This is a genomic window from Hafnia alvei (assembly GCF_964063325.1).
Classification (GTDB): domain Bacteria; phylum Pseudomonadota; class Gammaproteobacteria; order Enterobacterales; family Enterobacteriaceae; genus Hafnia; species Hafnia alvei_B.
In genome coordinates, this window is record NZ_OZ061315.1 from 894,769 (window position 1) to 921,698 (window position 26,930).

Here is a 26,930-nt window from a genome sequence, read left to right on the forward strand (position 1 = left end):
AGATGATATCACCATGCTTTACCCAACAGGTTGAACTGCTTAATGTTCAGGTTTTTCCTTGCCGCCAAGCAATGGGGGAATCTTCTGCCTCAGATGCGGCACTACATCTGAGGCAATTGCTGACACAGCAACAGCAGGTTCGGATTATCTTTGCTGCCGCACCGTCGCAGAATGAGTTTTTGGCCGCACTGAGCCAGGCTAAAAATATTGACTGGTCCAGAGTGGTCGCTTTTCACATGGATGAATATATTGGCTTGCCTTCCGACTCCGCAGCGCGGTTTAGCCATTATCTGAAGCAACATCTGTTTGACGTGGTTTGTCCTGGAGAAGTACACCTTATTCCATCGTCAGGAGAGCCTGAGCAACTGTGTCGTGATTATGCGCGCCTATTGCAACAAGCACCTATCGACATGGTGTGTTTGGGTATTGGGGAAAATGGTCATCTGGCATTCAACGATCCTCCTGTTGCTGATTTTAACGATCCCTATGTGATGAAAATCGTTGAATTAGATGCCACCTGTCGGCAGCAACAGGTCAATGATGGCTGTTTCCCGTCGTTGGCTGCGGTACCGACCCATGCGCTGACATTGACGATTCCAACCCTGATGGCGGCTGGTCGCCTATTTTGTATGGTGCCAGGTGAAAATAAGCGCCAGGCTATCGCGGATACGTTGCATTATCCAAAGTCAGTTTCATGCCCAGCAACGGCGTTGCGGACTCATCCAGCCTGCACGCTGTACACTGACATTGATGGGTTTGGGGAGGTACCTCATGTCTGAGGTGATAGTGCGTGGCAGGGATTACCGTAACAATCAGCCCGTAGAAATTAGCGCCAGCGGGGGCATTATTCAGCATATTCGACTCTTGCCGGCGGATGATTCTTTGCCGCTGATAGCCCCTGGGTTAGTCGATCTGCAGGTTAATGGCTACGGTGGTATTGATTTCAACCATTTTCCCTTTGCCGAGAAAGCGTCAGAGCAGGTGGCCCGCCAGCTATGGTCGCAAGGTGTCACCACTTTTTTGCCCACAGTGATCACTAACAATGACCAGGAAATTGAGCAGATGGTGCGTACGTTGGCTAGCGCTTGTCGGGAGCTCTCGCTAGTTAAGCAGTGCATTGCGGGGATTCATCTGGAAGGGCCATTTCTGTCGGCGGAAGATGGACCACGTGGCGCGCACAACCGAGAGTACATTAAAGCCCCTGATTGGGCATTATTTCAGCGTTGGCAGAAGGCCGCAGAAGGGCGGATTCGATTGATCACTTTATCGCCTGAATGGCCACAGTGTGATGATTTTATTCGACGTTGTTGCCAACAAAATGTAGTCGTTTCCATTGGGCATACTGCTGCCAGCGTAGAGCAAATCGCCTCCTCGGTGCGCGCTGGCGCAGGAATGTCTACCCATCTTGGCAATGGTGCGCATTTGGTATTGCCGCGGCATCCCAACTATATTTGGGAACAATTGGCGCAAGATGATTTATGGTGCGCGATGATTGCCGATGGTGAACATTTGCCCCTTTCAGTGCTTAAGGTATTTATTCGAGCCAAAGGTGAGCGTGCGATGTTGGTCAGCGATGTAACCTGTCATGCCGGTATGCCGCCGGGGCTTTATCAGTCGCACATTGGTGGAAGTGTGGTACTGAGTTCTTCAGGGCGACTGTCTATGGCTGACAATCCCGCCCTGCTTGCAGGTTCCGCACAGGGGTTATTATATGGCGTCAATTTTCTAATAAAAAATTCTATAGTTTCGCGTGCTTGTGCGTTAGAAATGGCTTCGATACGTCCTGCTACGCGTCTGAATTTACCTGTGCGATTTGGGTTGGCCGTTGGCGCTCCATTTGATGCCGTAATGCTACAGCCAGCCGCAGACGAGTCACTGGTTCCGCTAGCAACCTATAAAAATGGTGTGAGAGTTTGGTGTGGGGAATAGGTTGACGAGCTGATTCAGCGTTATGTAATAATGCGTGCCTATGGTCAACCTCGATGGAAAATGACGGCATGAAAGACTCAGGCAAGGGGCCCGCGCTGTTACGGCAGTACAATGAAAAACGTGTACTGTCTTATTTGCGTCATCAGCGGATCAGCTCTCGTTTGGATATTTCTCATGCACTAGGATTGAGTAAAAATACCATCTCTTTGATTGTTGAAGATCTGCTGGCACTCGGGTACGTAGAAGAGCTGGGTGTTGTGCAAACTAACAGTATTGGCCGGCCTAAAATTCATATCGCGCTGAAACCTGAGGCTATTATATCTGCAGGCATTATGATTGAACGTCATCGCTTACACTGGATGGCGTGTAATTATTTTTGTGAAGTTGTCGAAGAACAAACTATCGATCTTGACACATCAAGACCTGAAAAAGTGATGGTTGAGATTGCTCGCCACTGTCAGCGATTACAGCAAAACTATCCTGCTTTGATGGGGGTTGGCATCGGTTTTCCTGGGATTGTGGATCAAAAATTGGGGATCCTGCATGTCTCTTCCCATCTTGGATGGGGGAAAGTCGAACTACTTTCAACCTTAGCTAAGGCCGTTTCAGTACCTGTAGATATATGGAATAACGTTAAAGCGGCAGCGCTGATTGCACGTCAAGGTGAAATTCCAGGTGAAAATGAAACTTGTTTTTATCTTCGTATTGGCGAGGGCATTGGCGGCGCGTTATTGACTCGGCAAGGGGTCTACTCAGGAGGAAGTTGGACGGCGGGTGAGGTTGGACATTTAGCCGTCTTGCCGCAGGGGCCAACCTGTACCTGTGGACAGCAGGGATGTCTCGAATCATTAATCAGCTTATCGGCTATCAATGCGCAACTGGGCCAGCGTCAGACAGGGCTTAGCTGGGATAATCGTCAACAATCTCGTGAACACGTAGATGAGATTATGGTCAATGCTGGGCAATTATTGGGTAAGGCGCTGAGTCAAATCATTCATCTGATTAATCCGAAAACGTTGCTGATCGACTGTCCCTACAATTTAGAACCGCTGTTTGTTGAGCATACTCTGGCGGCTACCCAACAATTTACGCTTACTTTCCCTTTTAGCCGTACTCACATCACTTTCACCACCGAGCGGTTTAAACCAGCTCAGGGCTTAGCATTAGCGATGATCCAGCGCTTCGAACACGTCTCACTGACTTGATTTAATGCTATTTCGAGCAGATAAAGTTCTCTTCTGAACACATCCCGCAAAAAGAAGGGCATGGGCTGATCTGCATACAGCATGAGTGATAGTATCGTTTCACAACTTTTGTGCCAAAGGGCTATTTATGAGTGAGCACCATTTACATCAGTTAAGTATGTTGGTTGGCAATAAGTTGAAAGAGCAAGGGCTATGGATAACTTGCGCAGAGTCTTGCACCGGGGGATGGGTGGCGAAATCCATTACGGATATTGCTGGCAGTTCGGCTTGGTTTGATCGCGGTTTCGTCACCTACAGCAATACCGCCAAACATGATTTGCTTGGTGTCTCAGAAGCGACGTTGGATGAATTTGGCGCGGTGAGTGAAGAGACCGTACGTGAGATGGCGCAAGGCGCTTTGCACGCTGCGAATGCCGATCTGGCGCTGTCGGTAAGTGGTATTGCGGGCCCTGATGGGGGATCGGAAGCTAAACCGGTGGGTACCGTATGGTTTGGTTTTGCTGACCGCGAAGGACGAATTTTAGCTGTAAAACAACAATTTTCCGGAGACCGTGAGTCAATTCGCTTGCAAGCTGTTGTTTTTTCATTGCAAACAACGCTTAATGAGTTTCTTGAAAAATAGGCTTGATACTGTATGACTATACAGTATAATCAACACCAATTTCAGGTTCGCTATGCATGGAGTAACAGATGGACGAGAACAAACAAAGGGCTCTAGCCGCTGCGTTAGGCCAGATTGAAAAGCAGTTCGGTAAAGGTTCTATTATGCGTCTTGGTGATACCCAGACGTTGGATATTGATTCTGTATCTACAGGTTCTCTGAGTCTGGACGTTGCTCTGGGCATTGGCGGTTTGCCGATGGGCCGTGTGGTTGAAATCTTCGGGCCAGAATCTTCCGGTAAAACCACGCTGACGCTGTCGGTTATTGCCAGTGCACAGGCGGCAGGCAAAACTTGTGCGTTCATCGATGCTGAGCATGCGCTGGACCCAATCTACGCCGGTAAGTTAGGTGTGCAGGTTGATGATTTGCTGATCTCTCAGCCAGATACCGGCGAACAGGCATTAGAAATTTGTGATGCTCTGGTGCGTTCAGGTGCGGTTGACGTTATCGTCGTGGACTCCGTTGCTGCGCTGACGCCAAAAGCAGAAATTGAAGGCGAGATGGGCGATTCCCATGTCGGCTTACAGGCGCGTTTGATGTCTCAGGCGCTGCGTAAACTGACCGCTAATATCAAGAACGCTAACTGCTTGGTTATCTTCATCAACCAGATCCGTATGAAAATCGGCGTCATGTTCGGTAACCCAGAAACCACCACCGGTGGTAACGCGCTGAAGTTTTACTCTTCTGTTCGCTTAGATATCCGCCGTATCGGCGCGATTAAAGATGGCGATGAAGTTGTCGGTAACGAAACACGCGTGAAAGTGGTTAAAAACAAAGTTGCCCCACCATTCCGTCAGGCTGAATTCCAGATCCTTTACGGCGCGGGTATTTCTAAAGAAAGCGAACTGATCGATCTGGGTGTTAAGCATAAGTTGGTTGATAAATCAGGTGCTTGGTACGCTTATAACGGCGACAAGATTGGACAGGGTAAATCAAACTCCATGAAATACTTGCAGGAAAACCCTGCTATTCGTGCCGAGTTAGATACCAAACTGCGTGAAATGTTGTTGAGCCATGCAGCCGCAGAGAACGCAAACCATAAGCCTTCAGCTGATGAAGAGCTGTTGGAAGACGACGCGTAATCACGCGCCGTGCTTGAGAATATACCCGCAATGCGGGTATAGAGTACCGCCTCGAGGAACGACTGAGTGACTGAAACACTGAATCGGGCGATGCGGTTACTTGGTCAACGCGATCATAGCGAAACTGAATTGCGCCGCAAACTTGCGGCGCAAGACGTTTCTGAAGAGGACGTTGAACAAGCCATCGCTTATTGCCATGAGTATAACTGGCTAGACGATCGTCGATTTGCTGAGCGCTATCTCGTGATGCGCAGCCAAAAAGGCTATGGCGTACAACGAATTCAGCAAGAATTAGGTATGAAAGGCATTGCTCGCGATCTTATCCATGGCGCTTTTGCGTCGTCAGATATTGATTGGAGTGCATTAGCAAAACAAACTGCGCATCGTAAGTTTGGTCAAACTCTCCCCCAAGAATGGAAAGAAAAAGCGAAGGTGCAGCGATTTTTATTGTACCGAGGCTTCTTTCAGGAAGAAATTTACGCTGTTTTCTCCAATTTGTCGGATTGAATGCACGCGGGATTTTACTTCCCAGTGAAGAAAATTTATCTTATTCCCACTTTATGTTTGTGCGCGGCCGACTTGCAGTCAATTGCGAGAGGGTCTGTTCACTACAGTTCTTTTAGCCTGACTCCGGGACAATTATGAGCAAGAGTACCGCTGAGATCCGTCAAGCGTTTCTCGATTTCTACCATAGCAAAGGACACCAGATCGTAGAGAGTAGTTCTCTGGTTCCGAATAACGACCCTACGTTGTTATTCACCAATGCGGGTATGAACCAATTCAAGGATGTTTTCCTCGGCATCGATAAACGCAACTACAGCCGTGCAACAACGTCTCAACGTTGTGTGCGTGCAGGTGGTAAACATAACGATTTAGAAAACGTCGGTTATACCGCACGTCACCATACATTTTTCGAAATGCTGGGTAACTTCAGCTTCGGTGACTATTTCAAGCATGATGCCATCCAGTTTGCATGGGAGCTGTTAACCGGTGAAAACTGGTTTAACCTGCCGAAAGAAAAACTGTGGGTGACCGTGTACGAAACCGACGATGAAGCCTTCAACATTTGGGCTGACGAAGTTGGCGTGCCACGCGAACGTATCATTCGCATTGGCGACAACAAAGGTGCTCCTTTTGCTTCAGATAACTTCTGGCAAATGGGGGATACCGGTCCTTGTGGTCCATGTACCGAGATTTTCTACGATCACGGTGACCACATCTGGGGTGGCCCTCCAGGAAGCGCTGAAGAAGATGGCGATCGTTATATTGAGATCTGGAACATCGTCTTCATGCAGTTCAACCGTCAGTCTGATGGCACCATGTTGCCGTTACCAAAACCGTCTGTTGATACCGGTATGGGATTGGAGCGTATTGCCGCTGTTCTGCAACACGTTAATTCCAACTATGACATCGATCTGTTCCGTACGCTGATTGCCGAAACGGCAAAAGTGACCGGTGCCACCGATCTGTCTAGCAAGTCACTGCGCGTTATTGCTGACCATATTCGTTCTTGTGCGTTCTTGGTTTCCGACGGCGTACTGCCTTCGAACGAAGGCCGTGGCTATGTGCTGCGTCGTATTATCCGTCGTGCTGTGCGCCACGGTAATATGGTGGGCGCGAAAGAGACCTTCTTCTATAAGCTGGTTGCCCCACTGATTGATGTGATGGGCTCTGCTGCTGATGAGCTGAAACGCCAACAGTCAATGGTTGAACAGGTTCTGAAAACTGAAGAAGAACAGTTTGCCCGCACTCTGGAACGCGGCTTAGCGCTGTTGGATGACGAGCTATCAAAGCTGACCGGCGATACGCTGGATGGTGATACGGCTTTCCGTTTGTACGATACCTACGGTTTCCCACTGGATCTGACCGCTGACGTTTGCCGTGAGCGTAATTTGAAAGTCGATGAGATTGGCTTTGAACGTGCAATGGAAGAGCAGCGCCGTCGTGCGCGTGAGTCGAGCGGCTTCGGAGCAGACTATAACAGCATGATCCGTGTTGATAGCGCCTCTAAGTTCTCTGGTTATGATCATAACCAACAGCGTTCAAGCGTGACGGCATTGTTCCGTGATGGTCAGGCGGTTGACGTTCTGAATGCTGGCGAAGAAGGTGTGGTTATTCTAAACGAAACCCCATTCTATGCTGAATCCGGCGGTCAGGTCGGCGATAAAGGCGAACTGACAGCGCAAGGCGTGAGCTTTGTCGTAACCGATACTCAGAAGTATGGTCAAGCGATTGGACATCAGGGGAAAGTTGCACAGGGTTCGTTGAAGGTGGGGGACAGCGTTGAGGCGACGATCGATGAAGCTCGTCGTAGCCGTATTCGTTTGAACCACTCAGCAACGCACTTACTGCATGCTGCTTTGCGTCAAGTGTTGGGCGATCATGTTTCTCAGAAAGGCTCATTGGTAAGCGATCGTAACCTGCGTTTCGATTTCTCTCATTTTGAAGCCATGAAACCTGAACAGATTCGTCAGGTTGAAGATATCGTCAACGCTCAGGTTCGCCGCAATCTGCCGATCGAGACCAATATCATGGATCTCGATGAAGCCAAAGCGAAAGGCGCGATGGCATTGTTTGGTGAGAAGTACGATGAAAGCGTTCGTGTGCTGAGCATGGGTGATTTCTCCACCGAGCTGTGTGGCGGTACTCATGCGCGTCAGACCGGGGATATCGGCTTGTTCCGTATCACTTCTGAAGCGGGTACTGCGGCTGGCGTGCGTCGTATTGAAGCCGTAACAGGCGAAGGTGCGATTGCCGTTATGCATCAAGACGCCGACGCTTTACGTGAAGCTGCATCGTTAGTGAAGAGTGATGCTCATAGCGTTGCGGATAAAATCCGTGCCGTTATGGATAAAACTCGCCAGCTGGAAAAAGAGCTGCAACAGCTTAAAGATCAGCAGGCCGCTCAGGAAAGTGCATCACTTTCCAGCAAAGCCGTTGATGTTAAAGGCGTTAAGCTTTTGGTAAGCCATCTGGATAACGTAGAAGCCAAAATGCTGCGCACGATGGTTGATGAGCTGAAGAATCAGCTTGGTTCTGGCGTTGTGGTTCTGGCAACTACCGCTGAAGGTAAAGTCAGCTTAGTCGCTGGTGTAACCAAAGACCTTACGGCCAAAGTGAAAGCGGGTGAGCTGATTGGTATGGTCGCTCAGCAGGTTGGTGGTAAAGGCGGTGGACGCCCTGATATGGCGATGGCAGGTGGTAGCGATGCTGCTGCATTACCTCAGGCGCTTGCAGGCGTTGAAGCTTGGGTTGCAGATAAGCTGTAACTTAAGGTAGTTCAAAAAACAAACGCCATATCTTATTGTCAGGTATGGCGTTTTTTGTTTTTTAGTTAACGTGCTTGTTATAAAAATTACTACGGTGTATACCTTTTGGACTAAACTTGTACATACAGTGTGGACCAGCCTAATCTGCTTACACATTATGAACTTGTTATAGGTACAATAGATGACGGATAATGGCGGGGAAGCTGAGAGACCCGACTCTAATTAATCTTTCAAGGAGCAAAGAATGCTAATTTTGACTCGTCGAGTGGGTGAAACCCTCATGATTGGTGATGAGGTAACGGTCACTGTATTAGGTGTTAAAGGAAACCAAGTTCGCATCGGTGTAAATGCTCCGAAAGAGGTTTCTGTCCATCGTGAAGAAATTTACCAACGTATTCAGGCCGAAAAGTCTCAACAGACGACTTACTAGTCCTAGTGTAGCGTCTCGCATCATTGCGGGGCGCTAACGCTAAATCAGTTATTTGCGCTCTAAACTCCCTCTGCTATACCCTCATTTTCAACTTTCTTTCGTTTTATCTTTCTCCAGACCGCTTCTTTTCGTTTTTTCTGTCTATCCATTTTTAGATTTAAGCTGAGCTATACGCTGATTTCGTGATTATTAAATCAACAGCTTGCCTTAAAATCGCGCTTTTTGTCTGTGTTTTACACAAACGAATCAGAGTCTCGAAAAAATGTTTGACTTATAAACCCCAGAAAGTAATATGTGCGCCACGCAGTGCCGATGAGCTTAAACAAAGTTAGTCAGCACGCATCGAAAGATATGCGTAAGGTGAGGTGGCCGAGAGGCTGAAGGCGCTCCCCTGCTAAGGGAGTATGCGGTCAAAAGCTGCATCCGGGGTTCGAATCCCCGCCTCACCGCCATTTTGCACCCATAGCTCAGCTGGATAGAGTACTCGGCTACGAACCGAGCGGTCGGAAGTTCGAATCTTCCTGGGTGCACCATATTTTGTTGTGATGCAGTGATTTATCAGCGTCGCGATATCAGCAGTATCCTGTGCACCCATAGCTCAGCTGGATAGAGTACTCGGCTACGAACCGAGCGGTCGGAAGTTCGAATCTTCCTGGGTGCACCATTATTGATTGTGGTGCTAAAGATTTACCAGCGTCACGATATCAGCAGTATCCTGTGCACCCATAGCTCAGCTGGATAGAGTACTCGGCTACGAACCGAGCGGTCGGAAGTTCGAATCTTCCTGGGTGCACCATTATTGATTGTGGTGCTAAAGATTTACCAGCGTCACGATATCAGCAGTATCCTGTGCACCCATAGCTCAGCTGGATAGAGTACTCGGCTACGAACCGAGCGGTCGGAAGTTCGAATCTTCCTGGGTGCACCATATTTCACAATACTTATCGCAGATGCAGAATTGCATAGTGATTAAGTGTTGGCGGTAGCACAAAGGATGATAACGTTGCTTTAGCAAAACGGCCCGCAGGGCGAAACGCTTGCGTTGAGTCATCTTCCTGAGTGCACCATATTTGGTTTTTCTGATGTAACATACCTTGTCGTATGATAGTCAGAGAGACTGATGACACTAAGAGAGTGAGGCGCTTGCGCCGAATAACCTCCCAAATATGTCATCTTAAGACCTCGTCATTGACGGGGTTTTTTTTTATCTAAAATCCACTGTGCGTAGTATTTTTCAGCTCAATTTTTCTTCATATCCATTGGCTTTTCAATTAATTCCTCCTGAAACTCTCAGAGCGACAACGTAATAGCTTTGCGTTAAAGTAACCTTCCATATATTCACCATCGTTACGGAGCTGCAATCAATGTACGATCGCTTTCAAGGACTGATTTTTGATATGGACGGCACTCTACTCGACACCGAGCCGACGCATCGTCTGGCTTGGCGGCAGGTACTTTCCCAATACGGAATGACCTACGATGAACATGCGATGGTGGCACTGAATGGCTCTCCAACTTGGCGTATTGCCCAGGTCATTATAGAAAATAACCAAGCAGATATGGATCCACATCATCTTGCCGCATTGAAAACGGCTGCGGTAGAAGCCATGTTACTGGATAGCGTAACGCCGCTTCCGTTGATCGATGTGGTGCGAGCCTATAAAGGCAAAAGGCCGATGGCAGTGGGAACTGGGAGTGAACACCGGATGGCAGATGCATTGTTGCGCCATTTGGGGCTGCGTGATTGTTTTCAAGCGATCGTCGGTGCCGATGATGTTAAGCGGCATAAGCCTGAACCAGACACATTCTTACGTTGTGCGGAGCTTATCGGCGTCGCGCCTAAAGATTGTGTTGTGTTCGAAGATGCTGACTTTGGCATTCAAGCCGCTCAAAGCGCCAATATGGCGTGGGTTGACGTGCGCAAGTTGTAATGAGTTCTCTCCTGACATTAGGCGCTATGTTTGCCAGTAGCTTCACTAGCGCGACGCTATTGCCTGGAAATTCAGAAATTGTTTTAACTGCCTTGCTGTTAGCGGGGCAGGTTTCTCCGTGGTGGTTAGTGCTGACAGCGATTGTTGGCAATATTCTGGGCGGATTAACAAATGTCATCATTGGTCGTCTGCTGCCGGACATGAAACCGCAGCGGGGGTTACAGCTGTCGTTACGCTGGTTACAACGCTATGGCGCGGTAACATTGTTGCTCAGTTGGGTGCCTATCATTGGTGATTTACTCTGTGTGTTAGCAGGTTGGCTGCGAATGCCGTGGGTACCCGTGGCGCTTTATCTCAGTATTGGGAAAGCGGTACGTTATGTGGTGTTAGCATGGCTGACGCTACAGGGTATGTCATGGTGGTCATAAGCGAGAGTGGAAACGCTCAGCGGCAGAACATGAATGCTGGCAGTTATTATTTGATTAGCGGGAGGTCGACTTGATCCCGGACGTATCTAAAGCACTGACTTGGCTGGAGTCGCATCCAGATGCCCTTAACGGAATTCGACGCGGAATTGAGCGTGAAACGCTCCGCGTAACGCCTGAGGGCCAATTGGCCGCTTCTGGTCACCCAGAGATATTGGGTAAAGCGTTGACTCATCCTTGGATAACCACTGACTTTGCCGAGTCTTTGCTGGAGTTTATTACTCCAGTCGATCCCAGCATCGATCACATGCTCTCCTTCTTAACGGATATTCATCGCTATGTAGCTCGCAATTTGGGCTCAGAGCGTATGTGGCCAATGAGCATGCCGTGCTTTATCAATAAAGAAGAAGATATTGTACTGGCGCAGTATGGGTCATCTAACGTTGGTCGATTTAAAACGTTGTACCGCGAAGGTTTGAAGAATCGCTACGGTGCGCTGATGCAAACCATTTCTGGTGTGCATTATAACTTCTCGCTGCCTATTGATTTTTGGCGTGCATGGGCTGGTGTTGAAGATGCCGAAAGTGGTAAAGAGCAGATCTCCGCGGGATATTTCCGCCTGATCCGCAACTATTACCGCTTTGGCTGGGTGATCCCATATCTGTTTGGTGCCTCGCCGGCAATCTGTTCATCGTTCTTGAACGGTCGTGAGACCAATATTCCATTCGAGCGCGATGGGCATATGCTGTATCTGCCTTATGCGACCTCGCTGCGTTTGAGTGATTTAGGTTACACCAATAAATCGCAGAATGATTTGGGTATCACGTTCAACAATCTGCCTGACTATGTCACCGCGCTGAAAAAAGCGATTCATACACCATCTCCTGAGTTTGCTAAGCTTGGTGTAAAGGTCGATGGTCATTATCGCCAGCTCAATGCCAACGTTTTGCAGATTGAAAATGAACTCTACGCACCGATTCGCCCAAAACGTGTCACTAAAGGCGATGAGTCTCCGTCCGATGCGCTGTTGCGTGGCGGCATTGAATATATAGAAGTGCGCTCTCTGGATATCAATCCATTTACGGCCATTGGCGTGAATGCTGAGCAGTCACGCTTCTTGGATCTTTTCCTGATTTGGTGTGTACTGGCTGATGCGCCTGAAATGAGCAGCGATGAACTGCTGTGTACGCGTAAAAACTGGAACCGCGTGATCCTTGAAGGGCGTAAGCCTGGCCAAACTATTGGTATTGGCTGTGATACTGAGCGTCAGCCACTTGCTAAAGTAGGCAAGGAGCTGTTTGCGGATTTACAACGCGTTGCTGAAGTATTAGATAGCATCAATGGGAATAAGCAATATCAGCAAGTTTGCACTAAGCTGGTAGCCTGTTTTGAAGATGCTTCATTGACCTATTCTGCTCAGGTACTGGAGCAGATGAAAGAAAAAGGCGTGGGTGGATTTGGTCGTGAACTTTCCGAACGTTATCGCGAACAGTTGAGCTCAGAGCCATTGGAAGTGTTAACCGAAGAACAGTTACAGCAGCAGGTGGAAGCATCGATTAAACGTCAGGCCGCTATGGAAGCTCAGGATTCAATGCCGGGTGCTATGGGGTTTGAAGAGTATCTGCATTTACACGCTGGGCGCTAGAAAAGAAAAAGGCCACAATACCTGTGGCCAAAATAGCATCTCTGTAGCAGGGATGATGATAACAAATGCGCGTCTTTCATATATTCAGACTCGCTGAGTTAGAAAAGGTTTCATTAAACCAAAAAAAAATTCATTTTTTTTATGAGGAGGTGACGAAATGCCACTACTGGATAGCTTCACTGTAGACCATACGCGTATGGCGGCACCTGCGGTGCGTGTAGCAAAAAATATGAAAACCCCGCACGGCGACAACATCACGGTCTTCGATTTGCGTTTTTGTCACCCGAACCAAGAGATCTTGCCTGAGCGCGGTATCCATACTCTTGAACATCTATTTGCTGGTTTCATGCGCGATCATCTGAACGGTAACGGCGTGGAGATTATCGATATCTCTCCAATGGGCTGCCGTACCGGTTTCTACATGAGCTTGATTGGTACGCCAGAAGAGTCTCGCGTGGCTAATGCGTGGAAAGCGGCTATGGAAGATGTGCTGAAGGTGACTGACCAGCGTAAAATTCCTGAACTCAATGAATATCAGTGCGGAACCTATTCCATGCACTCATTGCAGGAAGCGCATGAAATTGCTCGTCATATCCTAGAGAAAGGCGTTGGAGTTAACCATAACGACGATCTCGCCCTGCCTAAAGAAAAACTGGCTGAGCTGCATATTTAGTCTCGTTTCTCTGAACGCAAGACACAAAAAAGGCGCTGAATGCGCCTTTTTTAATGGGGGAATTGGGCTATGAGCTATAGCGCTCGCTGTCCTCATTCGCTTTCGTACGTGCCACTGACGAAACACGGACCTGCTTAATCATATTGTCCTGTACGTCGAGTATTTGGATATGGTACTGGCCAATGTTGACGTGAGCGCCCGGCAGTGGAATATCTTCTAATTCCTCAAGCAGCATACCGTTCATAGTACGTGGGCCGTCGGCGGGAAGCGTCCAGTTGAATGCCTTATTTAGCTCGCGAATATTCGCGGTTCCATCTACCAGCACAGAGCCATCACTTTGTGGCATAACTTCTTCTGCCAAAGAGGGGGACATCGACGTGGTGAAATCGCCGACAATCTCCTCGAGAATATCTTCAACGGAAACCAGCCCTTTGATATCGCCGTATTCATCTACCACGATGCCCATTTTTTCTTTATTACGTTGGAATTTAAGCAGTTGGACGCTGAGATGAGTACTTTCTGGAATATAATAAATTTCATCGGCGGCGCGCAGTAAGTTCTCTTTATTGAACTCTTTCTTTTCAATCATCAGGCGATAGGCTTCGCGCACACGAAGCATGCCAATCGAATCATCAAGTGAGCCGCGGTATAAGACGATGCGTCCGTGTGGTGAATGTGTTAGCTGGCGTAAGATTGATTTCCAGTCATCATTGATATCAATACCGACGATTTCATTGCGCGGCACCATAATGTCGTCGACGGTCACTTTTTCAAGATCCAAAACTGAAATCAACATGTCCTGATTACGGCGCGAAATCTGTGAGTTGGATTCGTTCACGATAGACCGAAGTTCATCTTTACTGACCGCGTCGCTCGGATGCGCCGTGGCCCGGATACCAAACATGCGCAGCAGAATGCGAGTAATGCCATTTAGAAGCCAAACTAATGGCATCATGATTTTTTGCAGCGGCAGCAATAATACGCTGCTTGGGAAAGCGACTCTTTCGGGATTGAGCGCGGCAAACGTTTTTGGCAACACTTCGGCAAACACTAATACCACGAAGGTCAGAACGCCGGTTGCAATGGCTACGCCTGCGTTTCCATACAAACGGATCCCGACAATGGTTGCTAAGGCTGAAGCCAAAATGTTGACGAGGTTGTTGCCAATGAGCACCAGACTGATCAGGCGATCGGGATGTTTGAGTAGTTTTTCAACACGTCGAGCGGAACGTAATCCCTGCTTGGAGAGATGGCGGAGGCGGTAGCGGTTGAGTGTCATCATCCCTGTTTCTGACGCAGAAAAATAGGCTGAGACAATGACCATAATTACCAGAATGGTAATCAGTGTACCCGTAGAGACGTGCTCCAAGGAGGTGTTCCTTATAACGATTGAACGGTTCACCCCGTGGTATTACGGGGTGAGCGAAAAAGAGGAGGGGAGTTAGTTTACCATGACTTCCTGAAGAAGACGGCTGCCAAAATAGGCCATCGTCAGTAAAAATGCGCCCAGCAAGCTGAACCATACGACGCGGCGTCCACGCCAGCCTTCACGGAAGTGCCCCCACAGTAATAAAACATAGACAAACCATGCCAAAATCGACAGTACGGCTTTATGCACGTTCTCTTTGCTGAACAAGTTATCCATGTACAACATGCCAGTGCACAGGGTGAGTGTCAGTAGCACAACACCGACCTGCGTAATATGAAACATCTTGCGTTCGATGCTCATCAACGGCGGCATATCAGCGGTAAACGTGAGTTTTTTGTTTTTCAGCAGATAGTCGAGAAGCGCAAGCTGTAGGGCATAGAGCGCAGCAATGATCAGTGTTGCGTAAGAGAACAGCGCCAGACCAATGTGAATCATCAGAGACGGCGTCGTTTCTAGATGGGTGATGAATTCGCCTGGAACGAAGCTGGCGAGCCCGAGATTAATTAAGGCAAAGCTGTATACAATCGGCAGCAAAAACCAGCCACGGTCACGTGAGGCGACGACGGTCATCACAAAACAGATCATCAGGCTTACGATCGAACCAATGTTCAGTAAGCTAAGATTTTGCCCTGTGGTGACATCAAAAATACGAGCCTGAAGCGCAACGGCGTGGCTAATGAGCGCAATAGCGGCGAACAAAAGCGCCAAGCGGCGATAGGCTCGGTTGTTTTGTACCAGGCTCGGAATGATTAAACCGAGGCTGAGTAAGTAGGTAATCATGGCCAATATGGCAAATGCAGGCATGGTGAATTTAGCATTAGCAGAGTGAATTATGAGGCCAGTATAGCGTTAGCCGCGTCACGCTCCAACCAATCCGCGCAGCAAGGAGGAGAAAGGTGCCATCTTCGTGTTATACTCGCCGCCATCTACGTCGTCGCCTTGACGGCCAGTCTTAACGTTGAGCAGAAACAATGTTTGAAAATTTAAGCGATCGATTGTCGCGCTCATTGCGCAACATCAGCGGCCGCGGGCGGCTGACCGAAGAAAACATTAAAGACACCTTGCGTGAAGTACGCATGGCATTACTGGAAGCGGACGTTGCGCTACCGGTAGTCCGTGACTTCATCAATCGTGTTAAAGAAAGTGCCGTAGGGCACGAAGTGAACAAAAGCCTGACCCCTGGGCAAGAGTTCGTCAAAATCGTTAAAAACGAACTGACGAACGCCATGGGTGAAGTGAACACCGAGCTGAACCTCGCCGCACAGCCGCCTGCTGTTGTATTGATGGCGGGTTTGCAAGGCGCGGGTAAAACAACCAGCGTGGGTAAACTCGGTAAGTTTCTTAAAGAGAAACATAAGAAGAAAGTGTTGGTGGTTTCTGCCGACGTTTATCGCCCAGCGGCGATTAAACAGCTAGAAACTTTGGCTCAGCAAGTGAGCATCGATTTCTTCCCGTCTGATGTTAAAGAGAAGCCAATCGAGATTGTTAGCCGTGCTTTGCAGCATGCTAAACAGAAATTTTATGATGTTCTGATCGTCGATACCGCGGGTCGTTTGCACGTTGACGAAGCGATGATGGACGAGATCAAACAGGTTCATGCCGCGATTAATCCGGTTGAAACGCTGTTTGTTGTTGATGCCATGACCGGTCAGGATGCGGCGAACACCGCCAAAGCCTTTAATGAAGCGCTGCCGTTAACCGGCGTGGTGCTGACAAAAGTCGATGGTGATGCGCGCGGTGGTGCGGCTTTATCTATTCGCCATATTACGGGTAAACCGATTAAGTTCTTGGGCGTGGGTGAAAAGACCGAAGCGCTGGAACCGTTCTACCCTGACCGCGTAGCCTCTCGTATCCTTGGTATGGGCGACGTTCTGTCACTTATCGAAGATATTGAGAGCAAAGTTGACCGTGCACAAGCCGAGAAGCTGGCACAGAAACTGAAGAAAGGTGACGGCTTCGACCTCACTGACTTTATGGATCAGCTTAAGCAAATGCGTAACATGGGCGGGATGACCTCAATGCTGGCAAAAATGCCAGGCATGGGGCAACTACCAGAAAACGTTAAATCTCAGATGGATGACAAACTCTTAGTGCGTATGGAGGCGATTATTAGCTCCATGACGTTGAAAGAGCGTGCCAACCCAGAAATTATCAAGGGCTCGCGTAAACGTCGTATCGCGCAGGGTTCTGGTATGCAAGTGCAGGACGTCAACCGTTTACTTAAACAATTTGATGAAATGCAGCGTATGATGAAGAAGATGAAGAAAGGCGGCTTGTCGAAAATGATGCGTGGCATGAAAGGTATGATGCCACCCGGATTCCCTGGTCGTTAATCCCTCCTTTTGCCTATTTTAGCAACTGCAACCGGGGCGTAAGTACGCTTTCGGTTGCTTTTCGCGCCAAAGTGAGTAAAATTTTCGGGCTTTTATGTTCGTTAAGAACAACAGACACCGGACTCCGTTCCTCGATGGGGTCTGGTGTTCTATTAACTAATGAGGATGTTATGGTAACAATTCGTTTAGCTCGTGGCGGCGCTAAAAAGCGTCCGTTCTATCAAGTAGTAGTAACTGACAGCCGTAATGCACGTGACGGCCGTTTCATCGAGCGTGTTGGTTTCTTCAACCCGCTGGCAGCAGGTCAGGCAGAATCTCTGCGTCTGGATCTGGATCGCGTAAACCACTGGGTTGGTTTGGGCGCAACTGTTTCTGATCGCGTTTCTGCGCTGATCAAAGAAGCTAAGAAAGCTGCTTAATCCGTTGCGGTGGTCACAATGAGCAAACAACTTACTAATCCCGTGGTACTCGGGAAACTGGGTTCTTCATATGGTATTCGCGGTTGGCTCAGAGTGTTTTCATCCACCGAAGACGCCGAAAGCATTTTTGAATATCAGCCGTGGTTTATCCAGCAGGCTGGTCAGTGGCAGCATGTCGAGCTAGAAAGCTGGAAGCGCCACAATCAGGATTTGGTTATCAAAATCAAAGGTGTTGATGACCGAGATGCGGCGAATGCGCTAACGAATCGTGAGATCGTAGTGGAAGAGTCGCAATTGCCAGAGCTAGAAGATGGCGATTATTACTGGAAAGACCTTATGGGCTGCCAGGTAGTCACCTCCGCTGGATACGAACTGGGTAAAATCATCGATATGATGGAAACTGGTTCTAATGACGTAATGGTCGTTAAGGCAAACCTGAAAGATGCATTCGGTCTCAAGGAGCGGTTGATTCCGTTCCTCGACGGGCAGGTAATCAAGAAAGTCGATCTCACTACTCGCATTGTTGAAGTAGATTGGGATCCTGGTTTTTAACCTCCAATTATTGGAAGGCGTGTAGCATCCGTTGTTGAAAGGGTATGGCGCTATGTGGATTGAGTTATGTGGATCGGTATAGTTAGCTTATTTCCTGAGATGTTCCGCGCAATCACTGATTACGGGGTAACTAGCCGGGCTGTTAAGAATGGCCTGCTAAGCGTGCAGTGCTGGAGTCCACGAGACTTCACGCACGATCGGCATCGCACCGTTGATGACCGTCCTTATGGCGGTGGTCCGGGGATGTTGATGATGGTGCAACCTTTACGGGAAGCTATCCACGCTGCAAAAGCAGCGGCAGGCGAAGGGGCGAAAGTGATTTATCTCTCGCCGCAGGGTCGCAAACTTGACCAGCAAGGCGTTTGCGAGCTGGCAACAAATGAGAAGTTAATTCTGGTTTGTGGTCGGTATGAAGGTATAGATGAGCGTGTAATCCAAACCGAAATTGATGAAGAATGGTCAATCGGAGATTACGTACTTAGCGGCGGTGAGCTTCCTGCCATGACGCTGATTGATTCTGTCTCACGGTTTATTCCGGGAGTTTTGGGTCATCAAGCTTCAGCAGAGGAAGATTCATTTGCCGACGGACTGCTGGATTGTCCGCACTTTACACGCCCTGAAGTGTTAGAAGGCATGGAGGTACCGCCAGTTTTACTGTCGGGAAATCATGCAGAGATTCGTCGCTGGCGCTTGAAGCAGTCGCTGGGCCGTACCTGGCTTAGAAGACCTGAACTTCTAGAAAGCCTAGCTCTGACTGACGAGCAAGCGAAGCTGTTGGCCGAGTTCCGTAAGGAGCATCGTCTAGAACAGCAAGACCATGAAGGGAACGTTTAAGCGACTTGTTTATCAAGGCTGAACGACCCGATATATCAGTTTACCTAGGGTAAGAGACATATTATGAGCAACATTATTAAACAGATCGAACAAGAGCAGATGAAGCAAGACGTACCTGCATTCCGTCCAGGTGATTCTCTGGAAGTTAAGGTATGGGTCGTTGAAGGTTCTAAAAAACGTCTGCAGGCATTCGAGGGCGTGGTTATTGCAATCCGTAACCGCGGTCTGCACTCTGCATTCACTGTTCGTAAGATTTCTAACGGCGAAGGTGTTGAGCGTGTATTCCAGACTCATTCACCAGTAATCGACAGCATTACTGTTAAACGTCGTGGTGCCGTTCGTAAAGCTAAACTGTACTACCTGCGTGAGCGTACCGGTAAATCAGCTCGTATCAAAGAGCGTCTGGGCGCTAAAGCGTAAGCAACATCCAAACGTTATTAGTTTTAAAGGGGTTAGCATTGCGCTAACCCCTTTTTTTATGGCTGTTATCGCATGATCAAATGGCACAAAAAAGCCCGCAGCTAAGCGGGCTTTTTCTATTGAGTCATAAAGTTATTTTTACAGATTGTATCGCAGGGTAATAGCTGTAGACGTGTCGGTTTTCTTTGGCGCACTGGCCGGAGGCTCGGTGTTGTACACCACGTTGTATGAAAGACGCAGAGAGAAGTCGTCATTGATCCCAACGTTTAGCGCGGTTTCCGAGTTGACCGTGGTGTCATCATTGGCCATAACAGAAACACCCTGTGTGAATTGCGTATTTTTAGTCAGCTGGTAAGCATAGTTGCCAGCAGCATAGGCTAATGCCTGAGTTTCACGCCCACCGCCATGATATTCGTCGTGACGAACACCCGGACCAAATTCTACACGCAGGTTTTGCGCTGGCGTTGCCAGTACTTGGCGGCCGTAACCTAAGGTTCCTGTTGAGCGGGAATCATAGCCAGCATAGCGGTCGTTGATCCAACTGCCTTGCCCGAAAATATAGTTGTCAGGGCTAAGGTTATAACGTGAACGAGCGCCTGCCTGATATTTCTCTGAAGAACGAGTGTCACCTGATTTAGTGTTATTTGCCGTTCCCCATAGGCTATATGCCGTTTCAGGGTTAAACCAAGTCATTGTGGTGTTAGCCAGCAGGTTCGAGCTCTCAGAGTTACCTGATTGAGAGTTATAACCTGCTTGAACGTTACCGTCGAAACTCTTCTTCGCCGTTGTTGGATCATCCATCGCTGTAAATAGCGAGGTATCGGCAAAAGCAGCAGAGCTAGTTAAAGCAGACAAGATAGACAGGCACAGGGGCATTGCGCGGTATGCGCGTGTAGAAAGCATGATGGTTCCAGTAACGAGATAATGCCAAAGTTGACAAGCGTCACATTATAGCGGGTCGTCTGCTGGCTCAGAATGGGTTCATTTAGCTTATTTTTTGTGTTTTCGCCAGCAGGTTATGCTCTTTATTTATATGCGAACAATAGCCTGTGGAGGAACCGGTATTTGCTGTGACAAATACCGGTTAGCCTGAAAACTACATGAAGGATGTGACGAGTACATAACCAACGATACAGGAGGTTATTACGCCAATAAAACCAGGCAGGATAAAGCTATGGTTGATGATGAACTTACCGATTTTTGTGGTACCGGACCGGTCGAATCCAATACAGGCTAAGTCGCTTGGGTAGGTGGGTAAAACAAAGTAACCATAAGCAGCAGGGAAGAAGGCAATGAGCATCTTCGGATCGACACCGAGTTGTAACCCCATTGGCGCAATCGCGGTTAACGCCGCTGCTTGGCTGTTGACGAGCTTAGACACTAAAAACAGCACCAGAGCATAAGTCCATGGTTGGGACTTCACCACATCCTCTAGAACAAGCTTAAGGTCCTGCATATGCGCTTGGAAGAAAGTGTCGCTCATCCATGCCACACCGAATACGGAGAAAATGGCAACCATACCGGCTTTAAATACGGCACCGCTTGAGATGTCGGCAGGTTTCACCTTACAGGCCATTAAGATGATGGCCCCTGCAATGAGCATCATCATCTGGATAACCAGATTCATCGACAGTGGTTTCATTACGCCTTTCATTTCATAGGATGGGCGTAATTCAGAGAACGCACCTAGTAGAACTACCACTAAGATTGCGGCGAAAAAGATCCATGTAGACCAGTAGGCGCGCTTGTCGAATTTCTGGTTTAGCAAGGTTTCGCTGGTGCCATAGATAAATTCACGCTGTTTAGGATCGCTGATTTTTGCTTGAAATTCAGGATCTTTATCCAAGTCTTTACCACGACGCAGGCTCCACAAGGCTGCAACAATAACGCCACAGAGTGAGGCAGGAACGGAAATTGCCAAGATTTCTAGAATGCTATAGGCGTGGCCAATTCCGTGAGCTGCCCCCAAAATGGAGACGAGGGAGACAACCGCGACAGAGACCGGTGACGCGGTGATTGCCATTTGTGATGCGACCGAGGCGACGGCCATCGGGCGTTCTGGACGAATACCTTTCTTTAAGGCGATATCGGAGATAATCGGGAACATGGTGTAAACCACGTGGCCGGTACCGCAGAGGAAAGTCAGTGTCCATGTCGTTAATGGCGCTAAAATTGTGATGTGCTGTGGGTGTTTGCGCAGCAATCGCTCTGCAAACTGCATCATAACGTTCAGGCCGCCTGCGGTTTGTAGAACAGAAGCACAACCGATAACGGCAAGGATAGTCAGAATAACTTCAACCGGTGGTTTACCGGGTTCAAGACCGAAAATAAAGGTTAAGCAGAAGAGTCCAATCCCACTGATGAGACCAAGCCCCATTCCGCCGTAGCGCGTCCCCAGTAATAAACAAAGAATAATTATCGCAAATTGTAGCGTTATCATAAGTTCCCTTTTAAAAATTAACCCAAAAGTACTAGGGATAATATCCATGAGCTTTATGTGCTAATCTGCGAATGAGATCTCTGTTTATAAAAACCAGTGAAGCAATTTCAAATAAAATTGATCTAAATAAACATACTGATACATATCTATTCTGACGTGTTGCTTTTTATTGTTTCCTACTATCTTGGCAATGTTTTATTTATTCCTTGCTGCCATTTAAAACGTAATTCTGCAATATTCACGGCGCTGTCGCAGCTGGCAGGAAAAGGCTTACCTTGCGATCCCCATTGCTCAATAGCAAAAGATTGGCACAGCTGATGTGTACCATGGTTGTAACCGTCTAAATATGCTGCCCGATCAACATCAGGATTCCCATACCATTCAATCAGCGTATCGTTATCGCGCACCACTTTCCCCATACTGGCATCTTCAAAACCAGCGTTAAACCACATTGAGCCTTTATCTACGCCGCCCGGATATTGCGTGCAGGCTGCAAGGGCAAGGCACAAAATAAAGATATGATTTTTTATCATCACGCCACCTTTATTGGGGAAAATGAAATCGACCACCTTTACAGTAAAGTGCATTTATTAGGTAATTCCCAAGCGCTCTTTTAAGTTTTTCAGATAGCGGCGGCTCACTGGAATTCTTTTTCCCGTGTGAGTTATCACTTCGGCTGAGCCATTATCCAAAAGCTGAATTTCGCTGAGGCGATCCGCGTTCACCATATATTGACGATGGCAGCGAACAAAGGGGGTTTTTTCTTCCAGCGTTTTGAGCGTTAGCTGCGTATATCCGCTTTGGTGGATCCCGACGACGTGGATACCACTAAGCTCGGATGACAGGTACTCGACTTCATCTAGCTTAAGCAAAAAAATACGATTTAAACCATGGCAAGGAATGTGCTTAAGCTGAGGTTCGCTAAAAGGCTGTAAATTTTGTTTTACATTGATGCCTTTTTGCAAGCGTTCTAATGTCTTGCTTAAACGTCTGCTATCAATCGGCTTAAGCAGATAATCGAAGGCGTGTTTTTCAAATGCCTGAATAGCATATTCATCAAATGCGGTGACAAAAACGATGTACGGCATGGTGTCGGGATCGAGCATAGAGACCAATTCTAGGCCGCTAATTCGTGGCATCTGAATATCAAGAAAGATCACATCCGGCTGTAATTTATGAATAGTCGGGATAGCCTCCAACGCGTTGTTACACTGGGCTATTACCTCAATACTGGCGTGTTTGGTTAATAGCTCATTAAGTTCGTCGCGCGCGGGTTGTTCGTCGTCAACAATGATGACTTTAAGCATGTGTCCTCCATGATGTAATCAGTATTTTATCATGCTTAAACCCTCGGCCTGCAGGGCAATAGCAAAACTGGGCGTTGCCTCAAATTTTGTTGAGAAGTGTAGTGTAAAGTTTACGGTAATTATTTCTTTACACTAATGGGTTGAAAACTTTACATGGCATGATATGGTGGTTCTCAGACGCACTCACGCAAGCAGCAAAGATTCAAATCATCACGAGCGTCATCACTCAATAAAGGGCAGGTACTATCATGATTATGCAAAAAGACGCATTAAATAACGTGCACATTAGCGACGAACAAATACTGATCACGCCAGAAGAATTAAAAAATCGCTTTCCACTGAGCTCGCAGCTGCAAGAACAGATTGCGGCTTCTCGTCAGGACATTGCGAATATTTTGGAAGGTAAAGATCATCGTCTGTTGGTTGTCTGTGGCCCTTGTTCTATTCATGATACTGATGCTGCTCTTGATTATGCCCGTCGTTTGCAGTCCATCTCAGCTGAGTTGCGTGACCAGCTGTACATCGTGATGCGCGTGTACTTTGAAAAACCAAGAACGACTGTGGGTTGGAAAGGCTTGATTAACGATCCTCACATGGACGGCTCGTTTGACGTTGAAGCTGGTTTTATCAAAGCACGCGAACTGCTCTTGAACTTGGTTGAAATGGGGCTGCCATTGGCAACTGAAGCATTAGACCCTAACTCACCACAGTTTTTAGGCGATCTTTTTAGCTGGTCGGCGATTGGTGCTCGCACCACGGAATCACAAACACACCGCGAAATGGCCTCTGGGTTGTCGATGCCGGTTGGCTTTAAAAATGGTACCGACGGTAGTTTGGGAACGGCGATCAATGCGATGAAAGCGGCTTCTATGGCGCACCGCTTTGTGGGGATCAACCAATCAGGGCAGGTTTGTTTACTGCAAACTCAAGGTAACCCTCATGGGCACGTCATTTTGCGCGGTGGCAAAACGCCAAACTACTCTGCGGAGCATGTGGCTGAGTGTGAAATCCAAATGCAAAAAGCTGGATTACGCCCTGCGCTGATGATCGACTGTAGCCATGGCAATTCAAATAAAGACTTCCGCCGCCAATCGGCGGTCGCTGAGTCAGTAGTTGAGCAAATTAGTGCCGGAAATCAGTCTATTATTGGTGTTATGCTAGAAAGTAACATCTTTGAAGGTAACCAAAGCTCAGAGCAGCCGCGCAGTGAAATGAAATACGGTGTTTCGGTAACAGATGCCTGCATTGATTGGGGAACAACGGATACGCTTCTGCGTGATATGCATCAAAAACTAGGCGCAACGCTACGCAGCCGTAGCGCAGGAGAATAAGCATCATGGTGGCGGAACTAACCGCATTGCGGGATCAAATTGATGAAGTTGATAAGGCACTGCTGGATTTATTAGCACGCCGTCTGCAACTGGTAGCCGAAGTGGGAGAAGTGAAAAGCCGCTATGGTTTACCGATTTACGTTCCTGAACGTGAAGCATCAATGCTGGCATCCCGCCGTAAAGAAGCTGAGCTGTTAGGTGTGCCACCCGACCTGATTGAAGATGTTTTGCGGCGCGTGATGCGTGAGTCTTACTCCAGTGAAAACGACAAAGGTTTTAAAAGCTTAAAGCCGGATTTACGTCCCGTCGTGATTGTTGGGGGCCGAGGCCAGATGGGGCGTCTCTTCGAGAAAATGTTGCACCTCTCCGGCTATGAAGTGCGTATTCTTGAACAAGATGATTGGCCGAAAGCTGAAGCGCTATGCGCAGATGCGGGCATGGTTATCGTAAGTGTACCAATTCATCTCACTGAGCAGGCGATTGGGCGCTTACCAAAGCTACCTGATGATTGTTTATTGGTGGATTTTGCATCGGTTAAAAATAAACCGTTGCAGGCTATGCTTGCCGCTCACTGTGGCCCCGTATTAGGGCTGCACCCGATGTTTGGGCCTGACGTTGGCAGTTTGGCAAAGCAGGTGGTGGTTTATTGTGATGGGCGCCAGCCGGAAGCTTACCAATGGCTGTTAGAACAGCTACAAGTTTGGGGGGCGAGACTCCATCGCATCAGCGCCGTTGAGCACGATCAGAATATGGCGTTTATCCAGGCACTACGCCACTTTGCGACTTTTGCTTATGGCTTACATTTGGCAGAAGAGAATGTTCAGCTTGAACAACTGCTGGCGCTTTCGTCTCCGATTTATCGCTTAGAGTTGGTGATGGTGGGGCGACTGTTTGCTCAGGATCCGCAACTGTATGCGGATATCATCATGTCATCAGAGAATAATTTGGCGCTGATTAAACGTTACTACCAGCGATTTGGTGAGGCTATCGCCCTGCTGGAGAGCCATGATAAAGCGGCGTTTATTGATAGCTTCAAAAAAGTGGAACACTGGTTTGGCGATCACGCCCAGCATTTCCAAGCGGAAAGCCGAGCTCTGTTACGTCAGGCAAATGATAGCCGGAAATAGCTAAGCGATAATTTAGATATCAAAAGCCTGCTTATGCAGGCTTTTGCGTTTTTCATAGGAATCAAACGGGAACGATATTTTCGCTTGGGTAGCACCCGAGTGTTTTCAGCGAACGAGTGATTGCTTGCAAATCTTTCAATGCCGCTTTCATTGCCGCATCATTGATATTGGCCTGTACATCCAGATAGAACATCTCTTCCCAAGGGTTACCGTTGATAGGGCGAGACTCCAATTTTGTGATAACAATATTGTGCTCACGAAATACTAATAGGGCCTCTACCAACGCACCTGATTGCTGCCCCGTTGCCATAATCAGCGTGGTTTTTGCTGGCACCTGAGAGGTGACATCAATGGCCTTACGCGCGAGAACGATAAAACGCGTGATATTTTGTTGCTGGTTTGCCAGATTTTGTTCCAATGGCTGTAGGCCATAAAGCGAGCCACCGGCCTCACTGCCAAGTGCGGCCGCATGCGGTGAGTTGAGCGCTGCGACTTTCTCCATCGCAGCGGCGGTGCTTTCACAGTATTCAATTTTCCACTCAGGGTAGGCATTAAGGAACTGGCTGCATTGCTGGAATGGCTGTGGGTGGCTGTATACCGTTTTGATGTCGCTGAGGCGTGTCTCGCCGGTGACTAACACGCAGTGGTCGATAGGAATGGTGAGCTCGCCAACAATCGACAGGCTGGTGTGTTGCAGCAGATCATAAACGTCGTTGATTGAGCCTGAGCTGGTATTTTCAATCGGCAATACGGCAAAGTCGGCTTGACCAGTTTCAACATGATTGAAGATATCCTGAAAACGATGGCATCCACATTCAATCAGCTGTTCGAAATGACGTGCGGCATATTGGCGAGCTGCAAGGTGGGAGTAAGACCCCTTAGGCCCGAGGAAAGCAATGCGAGCAGACTTTTGTGTGGTGTGATTGTATTGATGCTGAAGCAGTGCCTGTTGGGTTAAGACGGAGTCTTCGATGATGAGCTGAAATAAACGAGTGATGTAGTGACCATCAAGATTAAGCGCTTTTCCTTGTTCGGTCAGAGAGTTCAAAAGCTCTCGCTCGCGCTCTTTATCTCGAATCGGACGGTGACTTTTTTGTTTAGCTCGAGCAACGGCCTCAGCAAGCTCTCTGCGTTCACTCAATAGCGCCAGTAATTTGCTATCGACAGCGCTGATCTGCTCACGTAATGCCAGTAATGGGTTATCTGTTGTCATATCGAGCCTTTCTTATAGTGTATTGAAGTTGAGTTTGTAAGCGTGGAAATGAAAAAAGCCCCCCGATTGGGAGGCTTTTTTGTTTTTCTTCGCATGCTTTCTTTATACGGAAAAACGCCTCCCAATCAGGGGAAGGTAAAAAAGAATGCGAAGAGAAACATAGATTGAGTCATGTAAAACGCCTGTCGTAGTGGTTAGCGATGAGAGTAAAACCAGAACTTAACTTACCTGTGTTACTTTTGGCCTGTCAACAAAAAACGCGCCTCCTGGCGCGT

At 48.1% G+C, this 26,930-nt stretch carries 26 protein-coding genes, 5 tRNA genes and 1 other annotated feature; of the genes, 24 read left to right on the forward strand and 7 right to left on the reverse strand.

What is annotated here, in order from left to right; all coding sequences use genetic code 11:
* Positions 1-2: 2 nt before the first annotated feature.
* From AB3Y96_RS04230 to luxS, 17 genes are all read left to right on the forward strand, one after another.
* A complete protein-coding gene (locus AB3Y96_RS04230) occupies positions 3-779 on the forward strand; it encodes a 6-phosphogluconolactonase (RefSeq protein ID WP_072307646.1) in 777 nt (258 codons plus the stop codon).
* Entirely contained in the window at positions 772-1,929 is a 1,158-nt protein-coding gene (locus AB3Y96_RS04235) for an N-acetylglucosamine-6-phosphate deacetylase (RefSeq protein ID WP_367298565.1), read from the forward strand. The genes AB3Y96_RS04230 and AB3Y96_RS04235 overlap by 8 nt, the downstream gene beginning before the upstream one ends.
* 68 nt (positions 1,930-1,997) lie before the next feature.
* Complete coding sequence (locus AB3Y96_RS04240) at positions 1,998-3,134, forward strand: ROK family protein (protein ID WP_072307644.1); 1,137 nt, start codon at positions 1,998-2,000, stop codon at positions 3,132-3,134.
* Between the two features lie 127 nt (positions 3,135-3,261).
* A complete protein-coding gene (gene pncC, locus AB3Y96_RS04245) occupies positions 3,262-3,756 on the forward strand; it encodes a nicotinamide-nucleotide amidase (RefSeq protein ID WP_072307643.1) in 495 nt (164 codons plus the stop codon).
* Positions 3,757-3,824: 68 nt separating this feature from the next.
* The gene (recA, locus tag AB3Y96_RS04250) at positions 3,825-4,877 is read left to right on the forward strand and encodes a recombinase RecA (protein WP_025801550.1); all 1,053 of its coding nucleotides are present in this window, start codon (positions 3,825-3,827) and stop codon (positions 4,875-4,877) included.
* A 66-nt stretch (positions 4,878-4,943) separates the two neighbouring features.
* On the forward strand, positions 4,944-5,384 hold the full coding sequence (gene recX, locus AB3Y96_RS04255; protein ID WP_367298566.1) for a recombination regulator RecX: 441 nt from the start codon (positions 4,944-4,946) through the stop codon (positions 5,382-5,384).
* 134 nt (positions 5,385-5,518) lie between these two features.
* Entirely contained in the window at positions 5,519-8,146 is a 2,628-nt protein-coding gene (alaS, locus tag AB3Y96_RS04260) for an alanine--tRNA ligase (RefSeq protein ID WP_367298567.1), read from the forward strand.
* Between the two features lie 244 nt (positions 8,147-8,390).
* Positions 8,391-8,576, forward strand: a complete 186-nt coding sequence (gene csrA, locus AB3Y96_RS04265; RefSeq protein ID WP_004091602.1) for a carbon storage regulator CsrA — start codon at positions 8,391-8,393, stop codon at positions 8,574-8,576.
* 359 nt (positions 8,577-8,935) lie between these two features.
* A tRNA-Ser gene (locus AB3Y96_RS04270) sits at positions 8,936-9,028 on the forward strand.
* A 4-nt stretch (positions 9,029-9,032) separates the two neighbouring features.
* Positions 9,033-9,109: transfer RNA gene (locus AB3Y96_RS04275), tRNA-Arg, on the forward strand.
* A gap of 54 nt (positions 9,110-9,163) precedes the next feature.
* Positions 9,164-9,240, forward strand: a tRNA-Arg gene (locus AB3Y96_RS04280).
* A 55-nt stretch (positions 9,241-9,295) separates the two neighbouring features.
* Positions 9,296-9,372: transfer RNA gene (locus tag AB3Y96_RS04285), tRNA-Arg, on the forward strand.
* 55 nt (positions 9,373-9,427) lie between these two features.
* Positions 9,428-9,504: transfer RNA gene (locus AB3Y96_RS04290), tRNA-Arg, on the forward strand.
* A 436-nt stretch (positions 9,505-9,940) separates the two neighbouring features.
* Entirely contained in the window at positions 9,941-10,507 is a 567-nt protein-coding gene (gene yqaB, locus AB3Y96_RS04295; protein WP_025801547.1) for a fructose-1-phosphate/6-phosphogluconate phosphatase, read from the forward strand.
* Complete coding sequence (locus tag AB3Y96_RS04300) at positions 10,507-10,935, forward strand: YqaA family protein (RefSeq protein ID WP_025801546.1); 429 nt, start codon at positions 10,507-10,509, stop codon at positions 10,933-10,935. Before yqaB ends, AB3Y96_RS04300 begins: the two co-directional genes overlap by 1 nt.
* Before the next feature lie 70 nt (positions 10,936-11,005).
* Complete coding sequence (gene gshA / locus AB3Y96_RS04305) at positions 11,006-12,577, forward strand: glutamate--cysteine ligase (RefSeq protein ID WP_367298568.1); 1,572 nt, start codon at positions 11,006-11,008, stop codon at positions 12,575-12,577.
* Between the two features lie 157 nt (positions 12,578-12,734).
* Positions 12,735-13,250 (forward strand): S-ribosylhomocysteine lyase, encoded by a 516-nt coding sequence (gene luxS / locus AB3Y96_RS04310; protein WP_040047202.1) that lies wholly within the window; start codon positions 12,735-12,737, stop codon positions 13,248-13,250.
* A gap of 67 nt (positions 13,251-13,317) precedes the next feature.
* On the opposite strand, the gene AB3Y96_RS04315 is transcribed toward luxS, so the two are convergent.
* Both AB3Y96_RS04315 and AB3Y96_RS04320 read right to left on the reverse strand, forming a co-directional pair.
* Positions 13,318-14,619 (reverse strand): HlyC/CorC family transporter, encoded by a 1,302-nt coding sequence (locus tag AB3Y96_RS04315; protein ID WP_072307636.1) that lies wholly within the window; start codon positions 14,617-14,619, stop codon positions 13,318-13,320.
* Positions 14,620-14,691: 72 nt separating this feature from the next.
* Positions 14,692-15,483, reverse strand: coding sequence for an inner membrane protein YpjD (locus AB3Y96_RS04320; RefSeq protein ID WP_072307635.1), 792 nt, complete (start codon positions 15,481-15,483; stop codon positions 14,692-14,694).
* Positions 15,484-15,650: 167 nt separating this feature from the next.
* Here AB3Y96_RS04320 and ffh point away from each other — a divergent pair, with 167 nt between their 5' ends.
* The 5 genes from ffh to rplS all read left to right on the forward strand — a co-directional run bounded on the left by ffh (position 15,651) and on the right by rplS (position 19,237).
* Positions 15,651-17,012: a signal recognition particle protein gene (gene ffh, locus AB3Y96_RS04325; protein ID WP_025801541.1), complete on the forward strand. Its 1,362-nt coding sequence runs from the start codon at positions 15,651-15,653 to the stop codon at positions 17,010-17,012.
* A gap of 170 nt (positions 17,013-17,182) precedes the next feature.
* A complete protein-coding gene (gene rpsP / locus AB3Y96_RS04330; protein ID WP_025801540.1) occupies positions 17,183-17,431 on the forward strand; it encodes a 30S ribosomal protein S16 in 249 nt (82 codons plus the stop codon).
* Positions 17,432-17,449: 18 nt separating this feature from the next.
* Entirely contained in the window at positions 17,450-17,983 is a 534-nt protein-coding gene (gene rimM, locus AB3Y96_RS04335; protein WP_072307634.1) for a ribosome maturation factor RimM, read from the forward strand.
* A gap of 66 nt (positions 17,984-18,049) precedes the next feature.
* Positions 18,050-18,817 (forward strand): tRNA (guanosine(37)-N1)-methyltransferase TrmD, encoded by a 768-nt coding sequence (gene trmD / locus AB3Y96_RS04340; protein WP_130985325.1) that lies wholly within the window; start codon positions 18,050-18,052, stop codon positions 18,815-18,817.
* Between the two features lie 63 nt (positions 18,818-18,880).
* On the forward strand, positions 18,881-19,237 hold the full coding sequence (gene rplS / locus AB3Y96_RS04345; RefSeq protein ID WP_004090612.1) for a 50S ribosomal protein L19: 357 nt from the start codon (positions 18,881-18,883) through the stop codon (positions 19,235-19,237).
* Between the two features lie 138 nt (positions 19,238-19,375).
* Here rplS and AB3Y96_RS04350 read toward each other — a convergent pair whose 3' ends face one another.
* From AB3Y96_RS04350 to btsR, 4 genes are all read right to left on the reverse strand, one after another.
* Positions 19,376-20,140: a YdiY family protein gene (locus AB3Y96_RS04350; protein ID WP_040047198.1), complete on the reverse strand. Its 765-nt coding sequence runs from the start codon at positions 20,138-20,140 to the stop codon at positions 19,376-19,378.
* A gap of 193 nt (positions 20,141-20,333) precedes the next feature.
* Entirely contained in the window at positions 20,334-21,677 is a 1,344-nt protein-coding gene (locus AB3Y96_RS04355) for an anaerobic C4-dicarboxylate transporter (RefSeq protein ID WP_072307632.1), read from the reverse strand.
* 179 nt (positions 21,678-21,856) lie between these two features.
* Positions 21,857-22,210, reverse strand: coding sequence for a DUF2799 domain-containing protein (locus AB3Y96_RS04360; RefSeq protein ID WP_081329534.1), 354 nt, complete (start codon positions 22,208-22,210; stop codon positions 21,857-21,859).
* A gap of 57 nt (positions 22,211-22,267) precedes the next feature.
* A complete protein-coding gene (gene btsR, locus AB3Y96_RS04365; RefSeq protein WP_072307630.1) occupies positions 22,268-22,984 on the reverse strand; it encodes a two-component system response regulator BtsR in 717 nt (238 codons plus the stop codon).
* Between the two features lie 248 nt (positions 22,985-23,232).
* Between btsR and AB3Y96_RS04370 the strand changes: the two genes are divergently transcribed.
* Together AB3Y96_RS04370 and tyrA are read left to right on the forward strand one after the other, a co-directional pair.
* Positions 23,233-24,315, forward strand: a complete 1,083-nt coding sequence (locus AB3Y96_RS04370) for a 3-deoxy-7-phosphoheptulonate synthase (RefSeq protein WP_282100176.1) — start codon at positions 23,233-23,235, stop codon at positions 24,313-24,315.
* A gap of 5 nt (positions 24,316-24,320) precedes the next feature.
* A complete protein-coding gene (tyrA, locus tag AB3Y96_RS04375) occupies positions 24,321-25,442 on the forward strand; it encodes a bifunctional chorismate mutase/prephenate dehydrogenase (protein WP_367298569.1) in 1,122 nt (373 codons plus the stop codon).
* Positions 25,443-25,503: 61 nt separating this feature from the next.
* Here the strand turns inward: tyrA and pheA are convergent, their stop codons facing one another.
* Positions 25,504-26,655 (reverse strand): bifunctional chorismate mutase/prephenate dehydratase, encoded by a 1,152-nt coding sequence (gene pheA, locus AB3Y96_RS04380; protein ID WP_367298570.1) that lies wholly within the window; start codon positions 26,653-26,655, stop codon positions 25,504-25,506.
* Between the two features lie 48 nt (positions 26,656-26,703).
* Positions 26,704-26,829, reverse strand: a sequence feature (Phe leader region).
* Positions 26,830-26,930: the final 101 nt, after the last annotated feature.